This is a genomic window from Hymenobacter sp. UV11 (assembly GCF_004684095.1).
GTDB lineage: Bacteria > Bacteroidota > Bacteroidia > Cytophagales > Hymenobacteraceae > Hymenobacter.
Genome location: NZ_SRII01000024.1, coordinates 1 through 15,658, shown reverse-complemented (window position 1 = coordinate 15,658; position 15,658 = coordinate 1). Strand labels below are relative to the sequence as shown.

The window sequence follows — 15,658 nt, the reverse complement described above, 5'->3', positions numbered from 1 at the left end:
TGTTCCCACGATACCACCGACTGCGAATCCCGATGAAAACCCCCTCTCGCTTCTTCTACTTTGTTGCCATCTTCTGCCTACTCCTGTCCTTGGCCGGAGCCTTTATGGCGGGCTACTATTCCGGCCGCAACCACTCCTTGGCGAAGCTGGGGCTGCAGCTGAGCTTTTGGGGCGCGGTCTTGGGCGTCTTCGCCTCGGTTGCGCACAAAAAACAAAAGGCCAACCCCGCCAGTCCGCGCTAAGAAGACACGTATGAAGTACGGCCTAGTGCCGTGCAGATGGGCTTGCCCGCTTCGGTTCACTGAAACGGTGGCTCAAGTAAGGCAGAGGCCGTTCTACCTGCTGTAAACGACTGTTTACAGCAGGTAATAGCCGAGCATATAACATCGATTAAACGCACGTTTAATTAACGTCTTTTCCGCCTGTTTGGCTATGTAGCCCCCTATTTTGGTGACTCGAAGGCTAGCCTCTCGCCGCTGGAAGGAGCCGCTTTTGGACAGGACCCCTCGGCCCGATTTTTTAGCGCTAGGAACGGGGGCGCTACTTGCTCACGGGCTTCGTTTCCCCGCAGACGTAAGGTCGCGCTAGGCCCGCAGGATACCTTCCCGCGCCGGCTCGGCCCGCAGCCAGGTGACGGCTTCTGCCTCTTCCTCGAACAGGTGGGGAAAGGCATTGAGGGCAGCTTCGCGGTGCAGGTAGAGTTCCATGGCCGGGCTCTCCGCCGGGGGCCGCTGATGCGGCCCCGCCAGGTAGGTGGTGAACAAGGGCCCGTCGAGCGCGGCCGCGATGCGGGGCGAAAACTGGTCGCGGAACCACTCATTCAGGTCGGGGCCGGCTACGGGCCGGCGGCGCAAGTCTAGTAGCCAGAAGCGGCAGTTGTCGTGAGCTTGGGCGGCGGTGAGCATGGCCTCGTAGGTGCCTTGCAAGGCGGGCGGGGGCACGTCCTGGAGCCAGCGCCCGATGAGCAGGCCCAAGTCGGGGCGGTACTCCAGGGAGAACGCGTGGGCAGGGAAGTCGGCCATGAGCGCGGAGAACAGAAAGGAAACCACCTGCCTATATGCGTGGGGCGCAGCAGGGACCATCTGGCGGGGGTAGCCGAGCCCCGGCACTCTCCCGCGACGGCCGGCGCGCAACCACGCCGTATACCGGTACGGGCGAGCGACGGCTTAGGAGGAAAGGCTGGAGGGAGGTAGCTTGCTGCTAGTCAAGAAGTAGCCGCCGGGTAGTTGCCTACCCGCCCCGCTTGCTCACCTCGCTTCGGCAGGGCTGCCAGTTGGTCGGACGAACGTAGGTCCTCCGTTTAGGCGGTTACTAGTATTGATCGCTTGGTAAATAGCTAGCTGCTCCGCTTTACTCAAAGCGAAGTAGGCAGGATCTTCCTGTTGGAGCAGGGTGTATTCCCAGCGGGTTTGGGTCAGCAGCTCTTCGCTCTCGGCCCTATTGCGAAAGCCCAGCATCTGGGCTAATCGTTCTTGATCGCGCTGGGTAGGGGTAGCCGTTTGGCAGAGTAACTGAAAGGCTAACCGGTGGGCTTTTTGCTGCTCTTTCGACAGCGTATTCAGCAGGCGTTGATACCGATTTGCTCGGTCAATTGCCAAGTTAGCCATATTGACTACGTGCACATTCACGGGGGCTCCATTCGGCTGCTTAAGCGTAGTCGTGGTGACGAGGACGGAAGGTGAGCGGTCTGGTAGAGGTAGCTGCTGCTCACACGCCACCAGGGTGGGTAGCATACTGAGCAGCAGCCCGGCCAGTAGCCTAGGCCTTAGCTGGTACTGGGAAGCGGGGAAGGTAGTTCGCATGATCAGGTAAGGGAGGGGGTGGGGGCTACCAGCAAAGCACTTACTGCCAGCTAGTACGAGAGCAAGCCTACTTTAGGGGACAAGGTAATTACAAGTGCATTGGCAGCTAGGGGGCGTGAGAAGTAAAGACGGCCGTGCCCCTAAAAAATAAGGCGATTAGCAACGTATAAGCGCGAAGCAGCGGCGACGCACGAGGGCAGGGGTGGCAGCTATTGCTGCCCCAGCGTAAGCTCGTCTTGCCCGGGCAAAATGGGCAGGGTTACTCGTCACTTTTGTCAAGGTTCGTTTAAAAAATGTGACAAACGGCTGTTGCCACCTATTTCGCGTTGTCTACACTAGCCTACCCCTACTCAGCCGGCTGGCTGGCGAACTTATCGCTAGCTGCTGCCGTGACCGGCGTAAAGAGGTCGACCAGATTGCCGTCGGGGTCGCGCAAGAGCAGCGACCGGTTGCCCCAGGGCATGGTGGTAGGCGCCTGCACCAGGGCGCCGCGGAGCCAAGCGGCCAGCCGGTGGTAGTGGGCATCCACGTCGGCCACTCGAAACTCGAGGATGGCGGAGTGGTTGGCGGCAGCCGTGGCGACCTGTTCCCCACCGAAGGGGGCCAGGGTGCTGGTGTGGCCGATGGCCAGCGTGGCCCCCGCCGTGCGTAACTCGGCAAACACCGGGGCGAGGCGGGTGAGCGGCTGCTCAAACAGGTGCTCGTAGAAGTTGACGAGGCGCTCGACATCGGCCGTGATGAGGCGAATGGACGTGAAGTTCATACAGCAGAAAGTGAGTGGAGGCCGCAAAGCTCTCCCCGCCCACTGACAACCCTATGGCAGCCGGCAACCGCCCGCTGAAAAATTAGTGCGCGGTGGGTAGATTTAGGCTGGCCAGGTAAGCGGTCAGCGACAACGGCGCTGGATTGGTGAAGCGCAGGGTCGTGACCGTGAGGTGTTGTACCCGCGACACCCGAAACTGCCGGTAGGCTTGCCGCAGCTGGCACCAGGCCACTAGCTGCCAAGTGAAATTGTAAAATACCAGCCCGATAGGCTCGACGCGGCGTTGGGTATCGCGGCCTTGCTTATCGCGATACCCCAGTTCCAGTACGTGGCGCCCGGCAATGGCTGCTTGCATAGAGGCCAAGTGCTGCGTGTAGTGCTCCTGGTACTCGGGCACGGCCAGTTGCATGCCGTGGTCCAGCTGTGCCAGGCGCGCCTGGTCGGGCGGGCGCAACACGGCGCGCACTTTCTGCAGGGCGGCGGCGACCAGCGGCTGCAGGGAGCGGTCGGTCAGGGTGGCCCCCAGGGTTTCGAGCAGCAGCAGGGCGCTGGCTTCCTCCGTGGTGAAGCTGACCGGGGGCAGAAAGTAGCCGGGCACCAGAAAGTACCCCCGCCCCGTTTCGAAGCTCACCGGAATCCCCTGTTCGCCCAGCGCCCGCACGTCGCGATACACCGTGCGCACGCTGATGCCGAACTGCGCGGCAATGCGCTCAGCCGGCACGTAGCGCTGCGCCTGCAGGAGGATAACAAAGCCAAAGAGACGGTCAATACGGTTCATAAACGAGCAGGTAACCGCTAAGCAAGCCTAGCAGGCAGTCGCGGGTGTTTAACAGCACCCATACGACATCCCTTTCAGCCAGCTCAGCCGTGGCCGGCGTTCAGCCTTCAGCCGGCGCTTAGCTAATGCCTCCACCGCTCGATACAGGGTCATCGGACGTTTCAGCGCAAATTAGCAGGTGGCACAATAAGCTTTTAAAAATGTCCCAGAACGTGCATTATGATAAATACTACCCCCTAACACGCTGTGTACTAAGTAGTTTATAATGGCATAAGCGCAATAATTAGTGTTGAATACTATTTTATACTAAGCTGTTAGCCTGTTAGTTACTGCTTAATAAACACAGGTTAATTCCCTAAATTTATTAAGTTATTCCTACTTTAGAAGCCAACCCCGTTTTTGCAGGGACTTGACCCCGTTTTTGTAGGAGTTAATTGACACTACTAGTATACACTCATGACGTAACATATTATAATACAGCACATTATAATGTGCATTTTTTACACCAATAGAATTACTCAATTTGCCGCCTGGTGTAAAACTAACTCAACGTATGCTTGTAAGTACCTAATAGTCAATTAATTTAACAAAAACTACTCAAGAAACTAGTAGTTTACTTAAGTTTACTTATTTACTTAGTTTACGGGTCTCGTAACTATCTGTCTTTCAATTTATAATGGAGTACATCTCCTACAAAAACGGGGTCCATCTCCTACAAAAACGGGGTCAAGTCCCTACAAAAACGGGGTCAAGTCCCTACAAAAACGGGGTCAAACTGGGCGTTTGCTCCTACAAAAACGGGGTTAACCTCCTACAAATTAAAAATAATGTAGGAGTTAGGGATTTTGCGGCTATCTTTCGGTTACTTCTCAACCCAGCTATGCCTAGCACATCCATTTCGATACCTACCCCCCACCCATTGGTAGTGCAGCATAATGCACTGGTGAATGCCCGTATTGACCTCAATACTATAGAAACCAGGCTTTTCGTAAGCCTACTGAGCCGCGTAAGTCGTCAGGATTCCGGGTTTGCTCCTTGCCAGGTACCAGTTCGCGAGATAATGGGTGGTACAGTGAGTAAAACTATGTATGACCAGGTGCGCAAGACGCTAAAGGAGTTCACAGGCCGCACCATCGTAATCGAGAAGCTAGATGAGACTGGTAAGCCTTCAAAGCGTCCTGACTTTGTCGTGCTACCGTTGCTAGCTTATGCTGAATATAAACAAGGGGAGGGTTTAGTGGAAGCCCAGTTTAATGACCGATTGATTCCCTACCTGTTAGAGCTGCGTGATAACTTCACAAAAGCTCAACTAGCTGAACTCTTGAAATTGAAGAGTGCTAGCTCCTATCGCATCTACTGGCTACTGCGTGAATATGCTGCCTTTGGTAAGCGAACTATGGGGCTTTTAGAGCTGAAATCTATCCTCGGTCTTGAGAAGGAGTATGACCGTTTTGATAATTTTAAGGTACGCGTTCTTGACCGCGCTCAACAGGAGTTGGCTGACACAGACATGCCTTTCACTTATGAGTTGGTTCGTCAGGGCAAAGCTGTTAGTGAGATACGGTTTTTCTTTCCACCAAACGGCCAACAGCAGCCTGTACTGCCGCCCGTAACAGATGGTTGGGAGTCGGCGCTTCTAGCTATTGGAGTGGCTAATAAGAGCTTAGCTAATGTAAAGAGCCAATTGGCCGCAGGTTACTACGATGAGGGGTACATCTGGTTTGTGTTGGCTGCCGTGCGCAAGAAGGTCCAGGCTGGCAAAGTAAAGAAAGAAGCTGGTGCTGTATTCAAGGCTTTGTCAGACGGTTACTTACTGGCTGACTATCAGAAGTCTTTGGCTATTCCTATTCCTACACCGACTAAGCCGGTTCCTAAATTAACTTCTGCACGAAACAAGCAGAAACTGCTGACTGAATTGGAAGATGTTCGCGGCAGTCTACGTTGGCTCCGTGAACCTTCAACCGAAGCGAAATACAAGACTCCTGCTGATTATAAGCGGGATTTAGCTACTGCTGTTGCCAAAGAAGTAGCGCTCTTAGAACAAATGAGTTAGTAAAACCATTGCTAAAACCATTGATTATCAGTCTTTAGAGATTTATATATAATTTGTATGGCAGTACCATATCAGATGGTATTGCCATACAATATGGTACTGCCATATAGTATGGTTAATTTAAATCGAGTAGCCAAGATGGTGGTTCTAATGCAAGTGTTAGAGCAGCTAGGTTAAGCCAGTTACCGGCGCGGTCGAGTACTTCTGAATCGGAGGTTACCACTACATCGGTTGTCTCAGCCAGCACTTTATCAGGGTCCATTACTATCTCCGCTGTCCAAGGCAACCCAAGGGTTGGTCCCAATTCGCGCAAACGAGCTGCGAGACGGCCGCTGTTTGAAACTGGCTGATCGAGCAACCACCGCACAGGGCTAGGGGAGATGGCTAGCAACGCAGCGGCAGCTAATTGGATGGCTCGGTCGGTTTCCTGCACTGCTCGATAAGTGCCGTGTATACTTGATAGGTCTCGTAGGTCTCCATCACGGCCACGTAGCACCACACCACCACTCAAGGCAGTTTCGAGCGTGATGATGAGATTGAAACTATCGATAGACACAGGTTGTCCTTCAAGATTGCCAGGAAGCAACAGTGTGGCCGCACGTTGAGTGCGCTGGTCGTCAGTGCAAGCAGCGCGGCCTACGGCCCAACGTTGGCGCTCAGTCAGGGTATAGCGGTCACCTACCAGTTTCAACGTACTGGCCAGGGGATATCCATGCGTTAGGAGCCACGATAACTCTCCAACAGCGCGCTTTAGTAGTGGTATCCATTGGGGGCGAACAATCGGTCATCAGTCGGATGCGGGCCGCGGTGGCGAGTATCGGCAGGGCGCATGAATTAGGGGTAAGATGTAAGCGGCGGCAAGATGTGCGGTAAAGCATAGAACTCCCTCGTCAATCTCCGCTCCCCAGCAAATCCCTAAAGCACACTTACCGTATTGTATGGTTGATACGGTTCTGCAGTACACACCATACAATCTGCTTCGTATGGTAAAACCGTATCGACGGGTAGAACAAGCCTGTATACTTATGCCCGTTATACTTGCTGATATGGTAGAACCAGCCTTAATTTCGGCGCACAGTTCAGCGGAAACGCTTACAAACCAGTGACCTAATGAAGAGAAAGAAACCTCCCATGGTAGAAAAGCCGCCACTTCGTGTCATTGCTGTAGCTAACAGTAAGGGCGGTGTAGGTAAGACTACTACTAGTTTGAATATAGCTGGCGAACTAGCAAACCGTGGCTACCAGGTGCTATTAATTGACCTCGACCCGCAGGGCAATGCTACTGCTGCACTGACCCAAGAAGAATTAAGTACTACCACAGGGCAGGTGCTGGTGGCGGGTGGTGGCTTACTAGATGCGGTAGTACCCACTACCATGGGCACACTTTGGTTGCTCGGTACTGGGCCTGAGTTGCGAGCTTATGCCAAGCAGTTGCCAGAGCAGCGAGAAGACTACCGCAACGTATTACGCGATATTCTAGCAGCTGAGGCCGGCGGATTTGATTATGCAATCCTAGACTGCCCGCCTTCACTTGATACCGAAACACTGCTGGCTTTGTGCGCAGCAGGATTTTACGTGGTGCCGAGCCGTCCTGAGCGATTTTCACTAGATGGTGTAAAGCGCCTGGTTGGATTGGCTGATAGAGTACAAGAGGCGATGAATCCCAGTCTCCAATTACTAGGTGTATTCTTTACACAATTTAATTCCAACAAGCCTAGTCGCTTGCACCAGGATATAGTAGCCGCCGCAGCGCAACTCTTCCCAGGCCAGATTCTGCCTGCCGTGCGCGATAATCAAGCCTTGGGGACCGCCCAACGATTAGCAATACCAGCTCAATTGCATGCTCCTGAAGCAGCTGGGGTACTTGATTACCGAGCACTTACAGACGACCTGATAAGCGCGCTAGAATCTCATCTTACTACTACTACCTAATGGCTACCTCTAAAACGCCTCCCAAAACAGCGGCTAGTTCGCCGCGAAATTTGGATGATTTACTGACTAACGTTCCTCCGCGTCCACCCCGTCCGCTTCAAGGTTCGGCTAGTCCTACTGTTACTTCACCAGCAGTACAGGCTATTCAAAGCACCTCAAAAGGACAGGCAGCGCATAAGATGACCTTCAACTTGACCGCTGAAAATGAGCGTGGATTAAACCAGCTTAGTTACTGGCGGCGCGGAAGTAAATCATCAAAGACATGGATTCTAAATCAAGCATTAGCCGAATACCTGTCTCGCTATCCCGATAGCCAGCGAGATATACCCGCTGATGATGATGAGTAAATCACGGATATAACTTTGCGGTTATTGCCTATTATACAAAGAGTTACCAGCCTTTCAGTAGCCTCAGAAACGTTGATTTTTGAAGCTAATGAAAGGCCGAAGGAGTACGGTGCGCCCGCAAGCTAGGAAGCTAGCTGTTGCACCTGCTCCTGGGGCTCGTTCCAGGCAAGGAAGCTGATGGCTGGGTTGCCCTGCTTCAGGGCGTTAACCGTCCACTGACTGTCGGCCAGCAACACGGGGCGCTGGTCGCGGTCGTAGGCGATGCTGTTAGTGCGGCGGGCCACAAACTCCCGCAGTTCGGCCGGGCTCTCGGCTTCCAGCCAGTAGGCTTTGAAGATGGACAGCGGCCGGAACGAGCAGCGCGCTCCGTACTCGTGCTCCAGCCGAAAGGCCAATACCTCGAATTGCAGCTCGCCCACCGTGCCGATGATTTTACGAGTGCCGGGCTGCTGCGTAAACAACTGGGCCACGCCCTCTTCCGTCAGCTCGCGGATGCCCTTGTCGAGCTGCTTGGTTTTCATGGGGTCCTCGTTCACGACCTCGCGCAGAATCTCGGGCGCAAAGCGTGGAATACCCTGGAACACCAGCGGCTCGCCCTCGGTGAGCGTGTCGCCGATGGCAAACTGCCCGCTGTCGTAGAGGCCCACAATGTCGCCGGGCCAAGCTTCGTCCACCACGCTCTTGTCGTTGGCCAGAAAGGTGGTCGGGTTGGCAAAACGTAGCTTGCGCCCCAGCCGGGTGTGCAGGTAAAACGCGTGGCGCTCGAAGCGCCCCGACACGATGCGCACGAAGGCAATCCGGTCGCGGTGGCGCGGGTCGAGGTTAGCATGAATCTTAAACACGAAGCCCGTGAAAGCCGGCTCTTCGGCCCGCACAAAGCGCGACACGGCCGGCTGCCCACTCGGGGCCGGGGCGAGCGCCACGAACGTGTCGAGCAGCTCCTGCACCCCGAAGTTGTTGCTGGCGCTGCCGAAGAACACGGGCGCCAGCGCCCCGCGGCGGTAGGCAGCTTCGTCGAGCGGGTCGTAGATGCCCTCCACTAGTTCCACGTCCTCGCGCAGCTGACGCACGTCGGCGGCCGGCAGGTGCGCCGCTAGCTCGGGCGCGTGCAGGTCGCGCACGGCCACTACGTGCTCGGCCCGGGTGGTTTTGGTGGGCCGGAACAGGTTCAGCTCCTTGTTATACAAGTTGTACACGCCCTGGAAGCTGCGGCCCTGGTTGATGGGCCACGTCAGGGGCCGCACCCGGATTTTCAGGCTTTCTTCCAGCTCATCGAGCAGGTCGAAGGGCGGCTTGCCGTCGCGGTCGAGCTTGTTGACGAAGATCATGACCGGCGTCTGGCGCAGGCGGCACACCTCCATCAGGCGGCGGGTCTGGGCCTCTACGCCTTTGACGCTGTCCACGACCAAAATCACACTGTCCACGGCCGAGAGCGTGCGGTAGGTATCCTCGGCAAAGTCGCGGTGACCCGGGGTGTCGAGGATGGTGACGCGGTAGTCCTGGTAGTCGAAGCCCATGACGGACGTGGCCACCGAAATGCCGCGTTGACGCTCAATCTCCATAAAGTCGGAGGTAGCCGTCTTCTGGGCTTTATTCGACTTCACGGCCCCGGCCGTCTGGATGGCCCCGCCAAAAAGGAGGAATTTCTCCGTCAGCGTAGTCTTCCCCGCGTCGGGGTGGGAGATAATGGCAAAGGTGCGGCGGCGGGAGATTTCAGCAGAGACAGACATGAAGGGGAAACGGGACTAGCGCAGGCAGTAGGAACTACCTAATCAGGGTTGGGTGGCGCGTGGCGCCCCCCACGTAGGGCGCCATAGGGTCGGGCCACTAGCAGACGGTTGAGCGAAGCCATGGGTTGGCTACGGGCTGCCGGTGGGCACTATCCGGAAAAAGAATTCGCTGCCGGAAACAACTAGCGAGGGAAAGTATGGCGGCTTACCAGGTAGCAGCCCGATGGCTAGCTAACAGAACATGCCTAGTCTATGGAGAGTGCGTACCTGCCGGCGCAAAAGCAGGTGGCCCACCAAAATTAATGCGCCTGCCGCCGAAAAAAGTTGCGGCCGGGCCGTTCAGCCAGGGTAGCCCGCGCTACTGTTAAGGTGCTAAGTCGTCCTTAAGTAATGAGTAGCACACTTGTTGGAGGCTAGCGTACATTTTAGTGACCAGTTGAGCAACCCATTGGCGCCCTTCTAGTGGGCCAAGAAAAAGCCTCGTCCTGAAGCGTTGACAATGCTAGGACACCGACCCCTCCAGGAAACGAGCGTTTCTTGGAAGGGTAGGCATTTACGAAACTCGTCCCTTCGGAGTATTTCGTAAACGTTGATTCGTAGACGAGTTTCCTACACTCGTTCCGCCCTGCAACGGACCACTGGCACCTGGTGCGAAGCAGCAGCTAGAAGGGTAAGAAAATAAATATTTATTTTAGTATGCTTATATTTTAAAAATTCTTATACTTAAAACTTCTGATAGATGATATTCTGAAACTATTGCTTTGCTTAAGGACGGTCAATTGAATGACCACCTTAAAACGGGAGATATCATCCCCTAAAGTGACCGAATAGAAGTTTGCGCCTCTTACATCTCTGCGCACTACCAAGGTGTTGCGCCAGGACAAATCCACATCCTGTGATTGTGTAAACGGGTCAGCATCTAAGTGCCCCTGTTGGTATTGCGCGTTGATTTTGCGCAGCAAACCGGCCGTACAATATTTTTTCGGAAGGGCAGCTAGTTTTTTTAAAGCATCCGTCGTGGGAGGCTCTGAAGACGCAGTGATATACGCGACATAAAATTCCTTAAGCATCGCGATTGCCTGCCTATCAGTGGAGGTATTTTGTGCTTGCACACCATAATAAGGGGATGTTGACAGGCAGCCAATGAGTAGTAGAAACCGTAGAATTTTTGCCTTCATCCGTCGTGTATGGTTGTTTTTGTAGCCCAGCGATGGTTTACTAGATTGATTCAGCCAAAGGGTCGTTTTATTGAATTGCTAGCGCCTTGTTCCGAAAATTACTGTTTTCCGAATGACTTTCTATTCCCTCAAAAGGGCGCTAAAAATACAGGTTTTAGCGCCCTTTTGAGCTGGGTTTTTCGAACGTCACTCAGCCCCCGTTATTCGGTCGAATATGGGAGGGCCCAGCTGGCCGATCTCCCTGTTTAGCAATACGCTACCGTCCGTAAACTACGGCAAATGAGCTGCCTAAAAGGCCTGCGCACCGCTGCCGGTGTGTAGGCCTTTTAGGCAGCGTGAAGCAAGTCGGCGGCATCTATTAGCCGGGCGGCTACTGCGCGGCGGCCTGCTGCTGGTAGGCCGCCAACAAAAACTCCAGCCGCTCCTGCTCCGTGGTGAAGGGCTCGGGGCGAAAGCAGCGGTCGACGGCTACATCGAGCTGAGCGGCGGCGGCGGCCCGCTCCGGCGAGAGATAGTTGATCCAGTAATCATACACCGGACTGGGGGACGGGTGCGGGCCGCGCTGCGCCCGCACGGTGGCCACGGCGGTAGCGACCGCGGCCATCTGGGCCGGCGTGGGCGCCGCGGGGAAAGGGAAGTTGTGGTACGTTAACAGGCCCTCGTTTTCGTAGCCATACTTCCAGCGGCCGCACAGCTGGCGCACCCAGGCACTGAACATGGCCGAGATGACCATCCCAAACAGATACGGCGTGGCTTGTGGAATGTACTCGACCCGGCTGCCGGGCAGCACCTTTGCGGCCACGTAAGCGGCCGACAGATAGACAGCATCTTCATCTACACCCAGGGGCAGCGCCACATACTTGCCGGTCGGCATGGCCGCAGGCACCCGCCTGGTCAGCTGCGCACCCGCCTCGGGTAGCAGCTGCTGGAGCCGGGCCAGGCGGCTCTGGTGCTCGGCGTCGCGTAGCGCCCGCAGCGCGGGCAGGTGGGCCCAGGCGGCGGCCGGCACCGCTTGCAGGTTTGCGCCCCGTTGGGAGGGGATCCCCCGAAAAAAGGTGACCGGCAGCACGCGGCTCAGGTAGGGCGCAGCAGCCGGTTCGCCGGCCAGCAGCGTCCGGTACTGTTCCTCGTTCAGCAGCACGTAAGTCTCTGCCGACGGATAGCTGCCGAAGGCGAGCGGGGGCACGTTGGCCAGGGGCTGCAGCCGGGGAGCAAACCAGACATCGGGGGCGGCCAGCAGGTAGTGGTTGATGTGGGGCACCAGCGTAAGACGCGGCTCGCTTACCGCCGTATCGTAGGCAAAGAGCTGTTTCAGTGGCGCGGCCTGCCGGCCAATGCCCACCACCACCGCTAAATGGCGTTCATAAACCCGGCCATCGGGCAAAAGATTACGAGCAAAGGGGCGGTGGGCAAACTGAATAACCACGCCGTACTCGTGCTGCATTTCCTGCCAGATAGTGGCATTATGTGCGCCCTGCGTAGCCTGTTTAAGCAGCAAAAACGCGGCGCGGGCGCTGGGCTCAGCTGTCAGGTAGCGCGCCACCCGCAGCACGGCCCCCGCGCCGCCCCAGGGGGACTCGCCCCAGTTGGGCCGACCCAGAAGCCAGCCTCGCTGGCCGTCCTGTCTACTAGCCGTGAAGTTGCCAAAGAAGTAATCGACGGGCGGCAGCCCGCTTGCCCAATTGTCATCCGGCAAGTAAGCCCGCACCGATTGCCGTGCTTTGACCAAGGGCGAGCGGTGGGTGGGCAACCCAAACGCGGCGAGGCGCTGATTCAACTGCTGGTCCAGCAGCCACAGGACCAACTCGGCCACGCGGCCCAGAAAGGCGTCGCTTTCCAGGCCGGCGCACTGGCTCAGCTCTACCTGGGGCAAGGGGGCAAAACCGTCGACAGGCAGGCCTGAGCCAAAGCGGGCCTGCAGCAATGCCAGCTCCAGCAGGCGCAGTTCGCGGTAGGCCACCGCCAGAAAGGCGCCGTTGCCGCAGGCGGGGTCAAACAGCTGCAGGGCCGCCAAGCGGGCGTGCAGGCGGTCGAGGCGGGCGGCATCGTGGCCAGCCTGAGCCAGGTCCTGGCGCAACTCCTCCAGAAACAGCGGGCCAATAACCTTGAAGACCTGGGCCTCCGGCGTGTAGTGCTCGCCCAGGTGCTGCCGATAATGCGCGTTGTGCAGGGATTGAAACAGCGCGCCGAACACGGGCGGCGAGATGTGCGCCCAGGGGCCGTGCGTGCAGGCCAGTAGCCGCTCGCGCAGTTCGGCCGTGAAAGTGGGCAGGGGCACCACTTTGCCAAATAACGCCTCGCCTAGGTGCGGCAACGTGGCCAACTCGGGCGGTAGCGTGGGCGGCCGGGCGGCCGCCGGCTGGCTCAGGGTTTGAAACAGCAGGTGCAGCCAGGCGGCGGTGTCGGTGCCATCGGGGCGCGTGTGCGTTTGCAGCAAGTGGCGGAACTGGCCTGCGGCAAAAAGGCCCGTGTCCTCAGCGAAGCAGCAGCAGACCACGCGCACCAGCAACTCCTCGAGGGCGCGGTCTTGGGTGGGGTAGTCGCCAAAGCCGGCCGCGCGTAGGCCGTCAAACAAGTGGCCCAGGCGCTCGGCGGCTTGGCGGTCGGCGGGGTCAACGGGCGGCAGGGGCATGGCGGGCAGGCGAAAAGAAGGAAGGGGAAGATAAGTCGCCAGGCACCGGTTCTGGCAGCGCCGCGCCGGGGAGGTGTTCTAAAGGGCGGCTAGAGACAGAAGTTGTCAGAACGGTCATTCCACTGAATAAACCAGCCTGAACAACTACTGTACTCAGCCTATTGCTGCTAACGTACCAGAAGTAGGTAGCTGGAGGCTCAAAAAGGCCCTGCCCGAGCAAGTGGCTCAGAAAGTCCGCCACGAGTGCGTTCCCAGCGCGTGGAGAGGGTTGAACAAGCCGAAAAGTGCTGCGTCAGAAAGGTGCGACTTTCGGAGCCGCCTTCTTACTTGAATGCTTACTAACTTCAGCCTTAAAAAGGCAACTTATGGTCAAGCAGCAACTTATGGTCAAGCAATTAGTGCCATTAGCAACCATCTCAGATGAGCGTCTTTTTCCGAAAGGCACGGTATTCCGCATTCTCAATAGCCTCCATGCATTGAATCCTGCTCGACCAGCGCATTATGATTACATGCTAGTTCCACACCCTGAAGAGGAGGAAACGATGATGTCGGTCAATGTAACCCTTGGGACCATCAAGGCGGGCTACATTATCTCCTATATGAAAGCCACTCACACATTGAACTTCATTACAGCGAAGGAAGTGAAACGTTCTCTAGGAATAGAAGGCGTATTCTATTGTCAGTATTGAGACTGAAGCACGCTGATAAACAGCCGGACATCCGCTAATACAGCACGGTTTTAAACTCTCCTGTGATGAGTAATAGTCAGTTGTTGAAGAAGCTAGAAGCTTCTTCAACAACTGACTATTAGGCTGAGTCATTTGACAAACGTTCCTTTAGAAAATGACTCAGCATCCTCATCGGCCTGCTTCTATCGATTCTTACTTATGACACTGCCAGCACTTCTTGGAAGCGATTTTGAGCTCAACGCGCCTCTGCCGGTTGCTGAATATGCTCGGCAGTCTCATTTGCTCACTAAGCCGGTTCCAAAAGAGTATCTGGCTTTTATGCAACAGCATAATGGGGGTGAGGGCCCGATCGGCCCCGAAGGCTACCTAGCGCTCTTTTCCTTGGAGGAACTGGTGGATTGGAATACAGATTGGGAAACCAACCGTGGACCATTGGACTGTACCATTTTCGCGTCCGACAGAGGAAACACGGTGTATGCGTTCAATCTGACGGGTGAAATAGTCGAATTTGATATGATTGGCTATAGTCCAGAAGAAGCTTTGCCTGTAGCTCCCGATTTTAGTGGCTTTCTGGCTTCTTTTAGTTAACTAGTGCAGACCAATAGCCTACTGTAAAATAGGATTGCATTGCTAAGAAGACCTCATCGGGTCTCCCTCTATTTTCCGGTTTTTATCTCTTTACGTAATACTTCATCTCGGACAAGTCTGGGAAAAGTGGTAGGTTTCAGCCCGGTTGGATGCTGCGGCCAGCATGGTACTTTGGCGAGGAAACAGGCGCTAATTTAGGCGTTTACGAAGCTCGTCCCTTCCCAGCGAGCCATTTTGTAAACTTCGAATCGTAGCCGAGTTTCTTGCCTCCTCTCCTGCTATAGGAGCCGGCTAACCACTTAGGGCCGAGTTGATTCCTACCGTTCCCCGAAAGCAGCCTTACTTTGTCCTTATGTTCTGGATTTCGCGTCTGCTTCCGACAGTAGGACTTCTGTGCGCAGCGTGCAGTGAAGCACCCAAACATCCCCAAGCGCCGGGAACCAACACCCGGCCTGTGCCCCGAAACGGGTGTAAACAGACGGTGGTCAACGACACCGTGTCTAACAACTTAGTCGATACGCGGGGAATGGCCCGCTTTGGCTTGCGGCACGTCGCCCCCCGTGGCTATGCCTTGCGCTACACCACGGAACCGAACCAGCAAGACCCGACCGTGATCGATACGGTGTACCTGCTGCGGGCTGGCACCAGCGAATTGGCGTTTGGAGGCTTTACCCCATCGAATCCCGCCCGTTCGGTACCGTACTGGAGAGAAGCAATCGTGCGGGACCGTTCGCTGGTGGTGTATCCGGGCGTGGAAGTGGGCATGTCAAAAGCCGCCTTTCTGCGTGTGATTGGGGCTCCGTCCACACCGTGCGATACCGTCGAGGTCGTTCCCAGTGAACAAAATGCCAATCACTATTTCATTTTTGCCCACGACACCTTGACCACCATGTTGCTCTATTCAGGAGACGAGTAGCACAGCGTTCATGCAAAAGGTGGCTTAGCTGAGGTGAAGCCGTTTTACGTGTTACAAACGACCGACTGATAAACGTTATGCAGCCCTGTCCTTTAACGTGCGTCTACGTCTGTCTTAGTAGGAAGTAAAAGCGCCGGGTTCGCGCAGCGAACCCGGCCGGACCACCGGCCGTAGTTTCGGCCGGACCACCGGCCGTAGTTTCGGCCGGACCACCGGCCGTAGTTTCGGCCGGACCACCGGCCGTAGTTTC

The 15,658-nt window shown here is 56.0% G+C and carries 15 protein-coding genes; 7 read left to right on the top strand and 8 right to left on the bottom strand.

Going from position 1 to position 15,658, the window contains the following annotated elements:
* The first annotated feature begins 32 nt into the window (after positions 1-32).
* Positions 33-242 carry a hypothetical protein gene (locus E4631_RS24455; protein ID WP_133660149.1) on the top strand — a complete coding sequence of 70 codons (210 nt, stop codon included), beginning with the start codon at positions 33-35 and terminating at the stop codon, positions 240-242.
* 342 nt (positions 243-584) lie between these two features.
* Here E4631_RS24455 and E4631_RS24450 read toward each other — a convergent pair whose 3' ends face one another.
* The 4 genes from E4631_RS24450 to E4631_RS24435 all read right to left on the bottom strand — a co-directional run bounded on the left by E4631_RS24450 (position 585) and on the right by E4631_RS24435 (position 3,343).
* Complete coding sequence (locus tag E4631_RS24450) at positions 585-1,022, bottom strand: hypothetical protein (protein WP_133660148.1); 438 nt, start codon at positions 1,020-1,022, stop codon at positions 585-587.
* Positions 1,023-1,247: 225 nt separating this feature from the next.
* Positions 1,248-1,733, bottom strand: a complete 486-nt coding sequence (locus tag E4631_RS24445; protein ID WP_167797047.1) for a hypothetical protein — start codon at positions 1,731-1,733, stop codon at positions 1,248-1,250.
* 415 nt (positions 1,734-2,148) lie between these two features.
* Positions 2,149-2,565 carry a VOC family protein gene (locus E4631_RS24440; protein WP_133660147.1) on the bottom strand — a complete coding sequence of 139 codons (417 nt, stop codon included), beginning with the start codon at positions 2,563-2,565 and terminating at the stop codon, positions 2,149-2,151.
* 82 nt (positions 2,566-2,647) lie between these two features.
* Positions 2,648-3,343 carry a YafY family protein gene (locus tag E4631_RS24435; RefSeq protein WP_133660146.1) on the bottom strand — a complete coding sequence of 232 codons (696 nt, stop codon included), beginning with the start codon at positions 3,341-3,343 and terminating at the stop codon, positions 2,648-2,650.
* Between the two features lie 676 nt (positions 3,344-4,019).
* Here E4631_RS24435 and E4631_RS24430 point away from each other — a divergent pair.
* Positions 4,020-5,396 carry a replication initiation protein gene (locus E4631_RS24430; RefSeq protein ID WP_133660145.1) on the top strand — a complete coding sequence of 459 codons (1,377 nt, stop codon included), beginning with the start codon at positions 4,020-4,022 and terminating at the stop codon, positions 5,394-5,396.
* 115 nt (positions 5,397-5,511) lie between these two features.
* On the opposite strand, the gene E4631_RS27145 is transcribed toward E4631_RS24430, so the two are convergent.
* Positions 5,512-6,159 (bottom strand): DUF434 domain-containing protein, encoded by a 648-nt coding sequence (locus E4631_RS27145; RefSeq protein ID WP_368028031.1) that lies wholly within the window; start codon positions 6,157-6,159, stop codon positions 5,512-5,514.
* Positions 6,160-6,506: 347 nt separating this feature from the next.
* Between E4631_RS27145 and E4631_RS24420 the strand changes: the two genes are divergently transcribed.
* Together E4631_RS24420 and E4631_RS24415 are read left to right on the top strand one after the other, a co-directional pair.
* Positions 6,507-7,328: a ParA family protein gene (locus E4631_RS24420; RefSeq protein ID WP_133660144.1), complete on the top strand. Its 822-nt coding sequence runs from the start codon at positions 6,507-6,509 to the stop codon at positions 7,326-7,328.
* Positions 7,328-7,675 carry a hypothetical protein gene (locus E4631_RS24415; RefSeq protein WP_133660143.1) on the top strand — a complete coding sequence of 116 codons (348 nt, stop codon included), beginning with the start codon at positions 7,328-7,330 and terminating at the stop codon, positions 7,673-7,675. The genes E4631_RS24420 and E4631_RS24415 overlap by 1 nt, the downstream gene beginning before the upstream one ends.
* A gap of 122 nt (positions 7,676-7,797) precedes the next feature.
* On the opposite strand, the gene E4631_RS24410 is transcribed toward E4631_RS24415, so the two are convergent.
* From E4631_RS24410 to E4631_RS24400, 3 genes are all read right to left on the bottom strand, one after another.
* Entirely contained in the window at positions 7,798-9,405 is a 1,608-nt protein-coding gene (locus E4631_RS24410) for a peptide chain release factor 3 (RefSeq protein ID WP_133660142.1), read from the bottom strand.
* Between the two features lie 707 nt (positions 9,406-10,112).
* Entirely contained in the window at positions 10,113-10,583 is a 471-nt protein-coding gene (locus tag E4631_RS24405; protein ID WP_133660141.1) for a DUF3828 domain-containing protein, read from the bottom strand.
* A gap of 370 nt (positions 10,584-10,953) precedes the next feature.
* A complete protein-coding gene (locus E4631_RS24400) occupies positions 10,954-13,215 on the bottom strand; it encodes a DNA methyltransferase (protein WP_133660140.1) in 2,262 nt (753 codons plus the stop codon).
* 284 nt (positions 13,216-13,499) lie between these two features.
* On the opposite strand from E4631_RS24400, the gene E4631_RS24395 reads away from it, so the two are divergent.
* The 3 genes from E4631_RS24395 to E4631_RS24385 all read left to right on the top strand — a co-directional run bounded on the left by E4631_RS24395 (position 13,500) and on the right by E4631_RS24385 (position 15,408).
* The gene (locus E4631_RS24395) at positions 13,500-13,904 is read left to right on the top strand and encodes a hypothetical protein (protein ID WP_133660139.1); all 405 of its coding nucleotides are present in this window, start codon (positions 13,500-13,502) and stop codon (positions 13,902-13,904) included.
* 198 nt (positions 13,905-14,102) lie between these two features.
* Positions 14,103-14,492, top strand: a complete 390-nt coding sequence (locus E4631_RS24390; protein ID WP_133660138.1) for an SMI1/KNR4 family protein — start codon at positions 14,103-14,105, stop codon at positions 14,490-14,492.
* Between the two features lie 571 nt (positions 14,493-15,063).
* Entirely contained in the window at positions 15,064-15,408 is a 345-nt protein-coding gene (locus tag E4631_RS24385) for a hypothetical protein (protein WP_133660137.1), read from the top strand.
* The last annotated feature ends 250 nt before the right edge of the window (positions 15,409-15,658 follow it).

Coding starts and splice junctions, on each gene's coding strand:
- E4631_RS24415 (WP_133660143.1), top strand. CDS start 7,328: ATGGCTACCTCTAAAACGCCTCCCAAAACAGCGGCTAGTTCGCCGCGA.
- E4631_RS24405 (WP_133660141.1), bottom strand. CDS start 10,583: ATGAAGGCAAAAATTCTACGGTTTCTACTACTCATTGGCTGCCTGTCA.
- E4631_RS24390 (WP_133660138.1), top strand. CDS start 14,103: ATGACACTGCCAGCACTTCTTGGAAGCGATTTTGAGCTCAACGCGCCT.
- E4631_RS24445 (WP_167797047.1), bottom strand. CDS start 1,733: ATGCTACCCACCCTGGTGGCGTGTGAGCAGCAGCTACCTCTACCAGAC.
- E4631_RS24450 (WP_133660148.1), bottom strand. CDS start 1,022: ATGGCCGACTTCCCTGCCCACGCGTTCTCCCTGGAGTACCGCCCCGAC.
- E4631_RS24435 (WP_133660146.1), bottom strand. CDS start 3,343: ATGAACCGTATTGACCGTCTCTTTGGCTTTGTTATCCTCCTGCAGGCG.
- E4631_RS24400 (WP_133660140.1), bottom strand. CDS start 13,215: ATGCCCCTGCCGCCCGTTGACCCCGCCGACCGCCAAGCCGCCGAGCGC.
- E4631_RS24440 (WP_133660147.1), bottom strand. CDS start 2,565: ATGAACTTCACGTCCATTCGCCTCATCACGGCCGATGTCGAGCGCCTC.
- E4631_RS24410 (WP_133660142.1), bottom strand. CDS start 9,405: ATGTCTGTCTCTGCTGAAATCTCCCGCCGCCGCACCTTTGCCATTATC.
- E4631_RS24420 (WP_133660144.1), top strand. CDS start 6,507: ATGAAGAGAAAGAAACCTCCCATGGTAGAAAAGCCGCCACTTCGTGTC.
- E4631_RS24430 (WP_133660145.1), top strand. CDS start 4,020: ATGGAGTACATCTCCTACAAAAACGGGGTCCATCTCCTACAAAAACGG.
- E4631_RS24455 (WP_133660149.1), top strand. CDS start 33: ATGAAAACCCCCTCTCGCTTCTTCTACTTTGTTGCCATCTTCTGCCTA.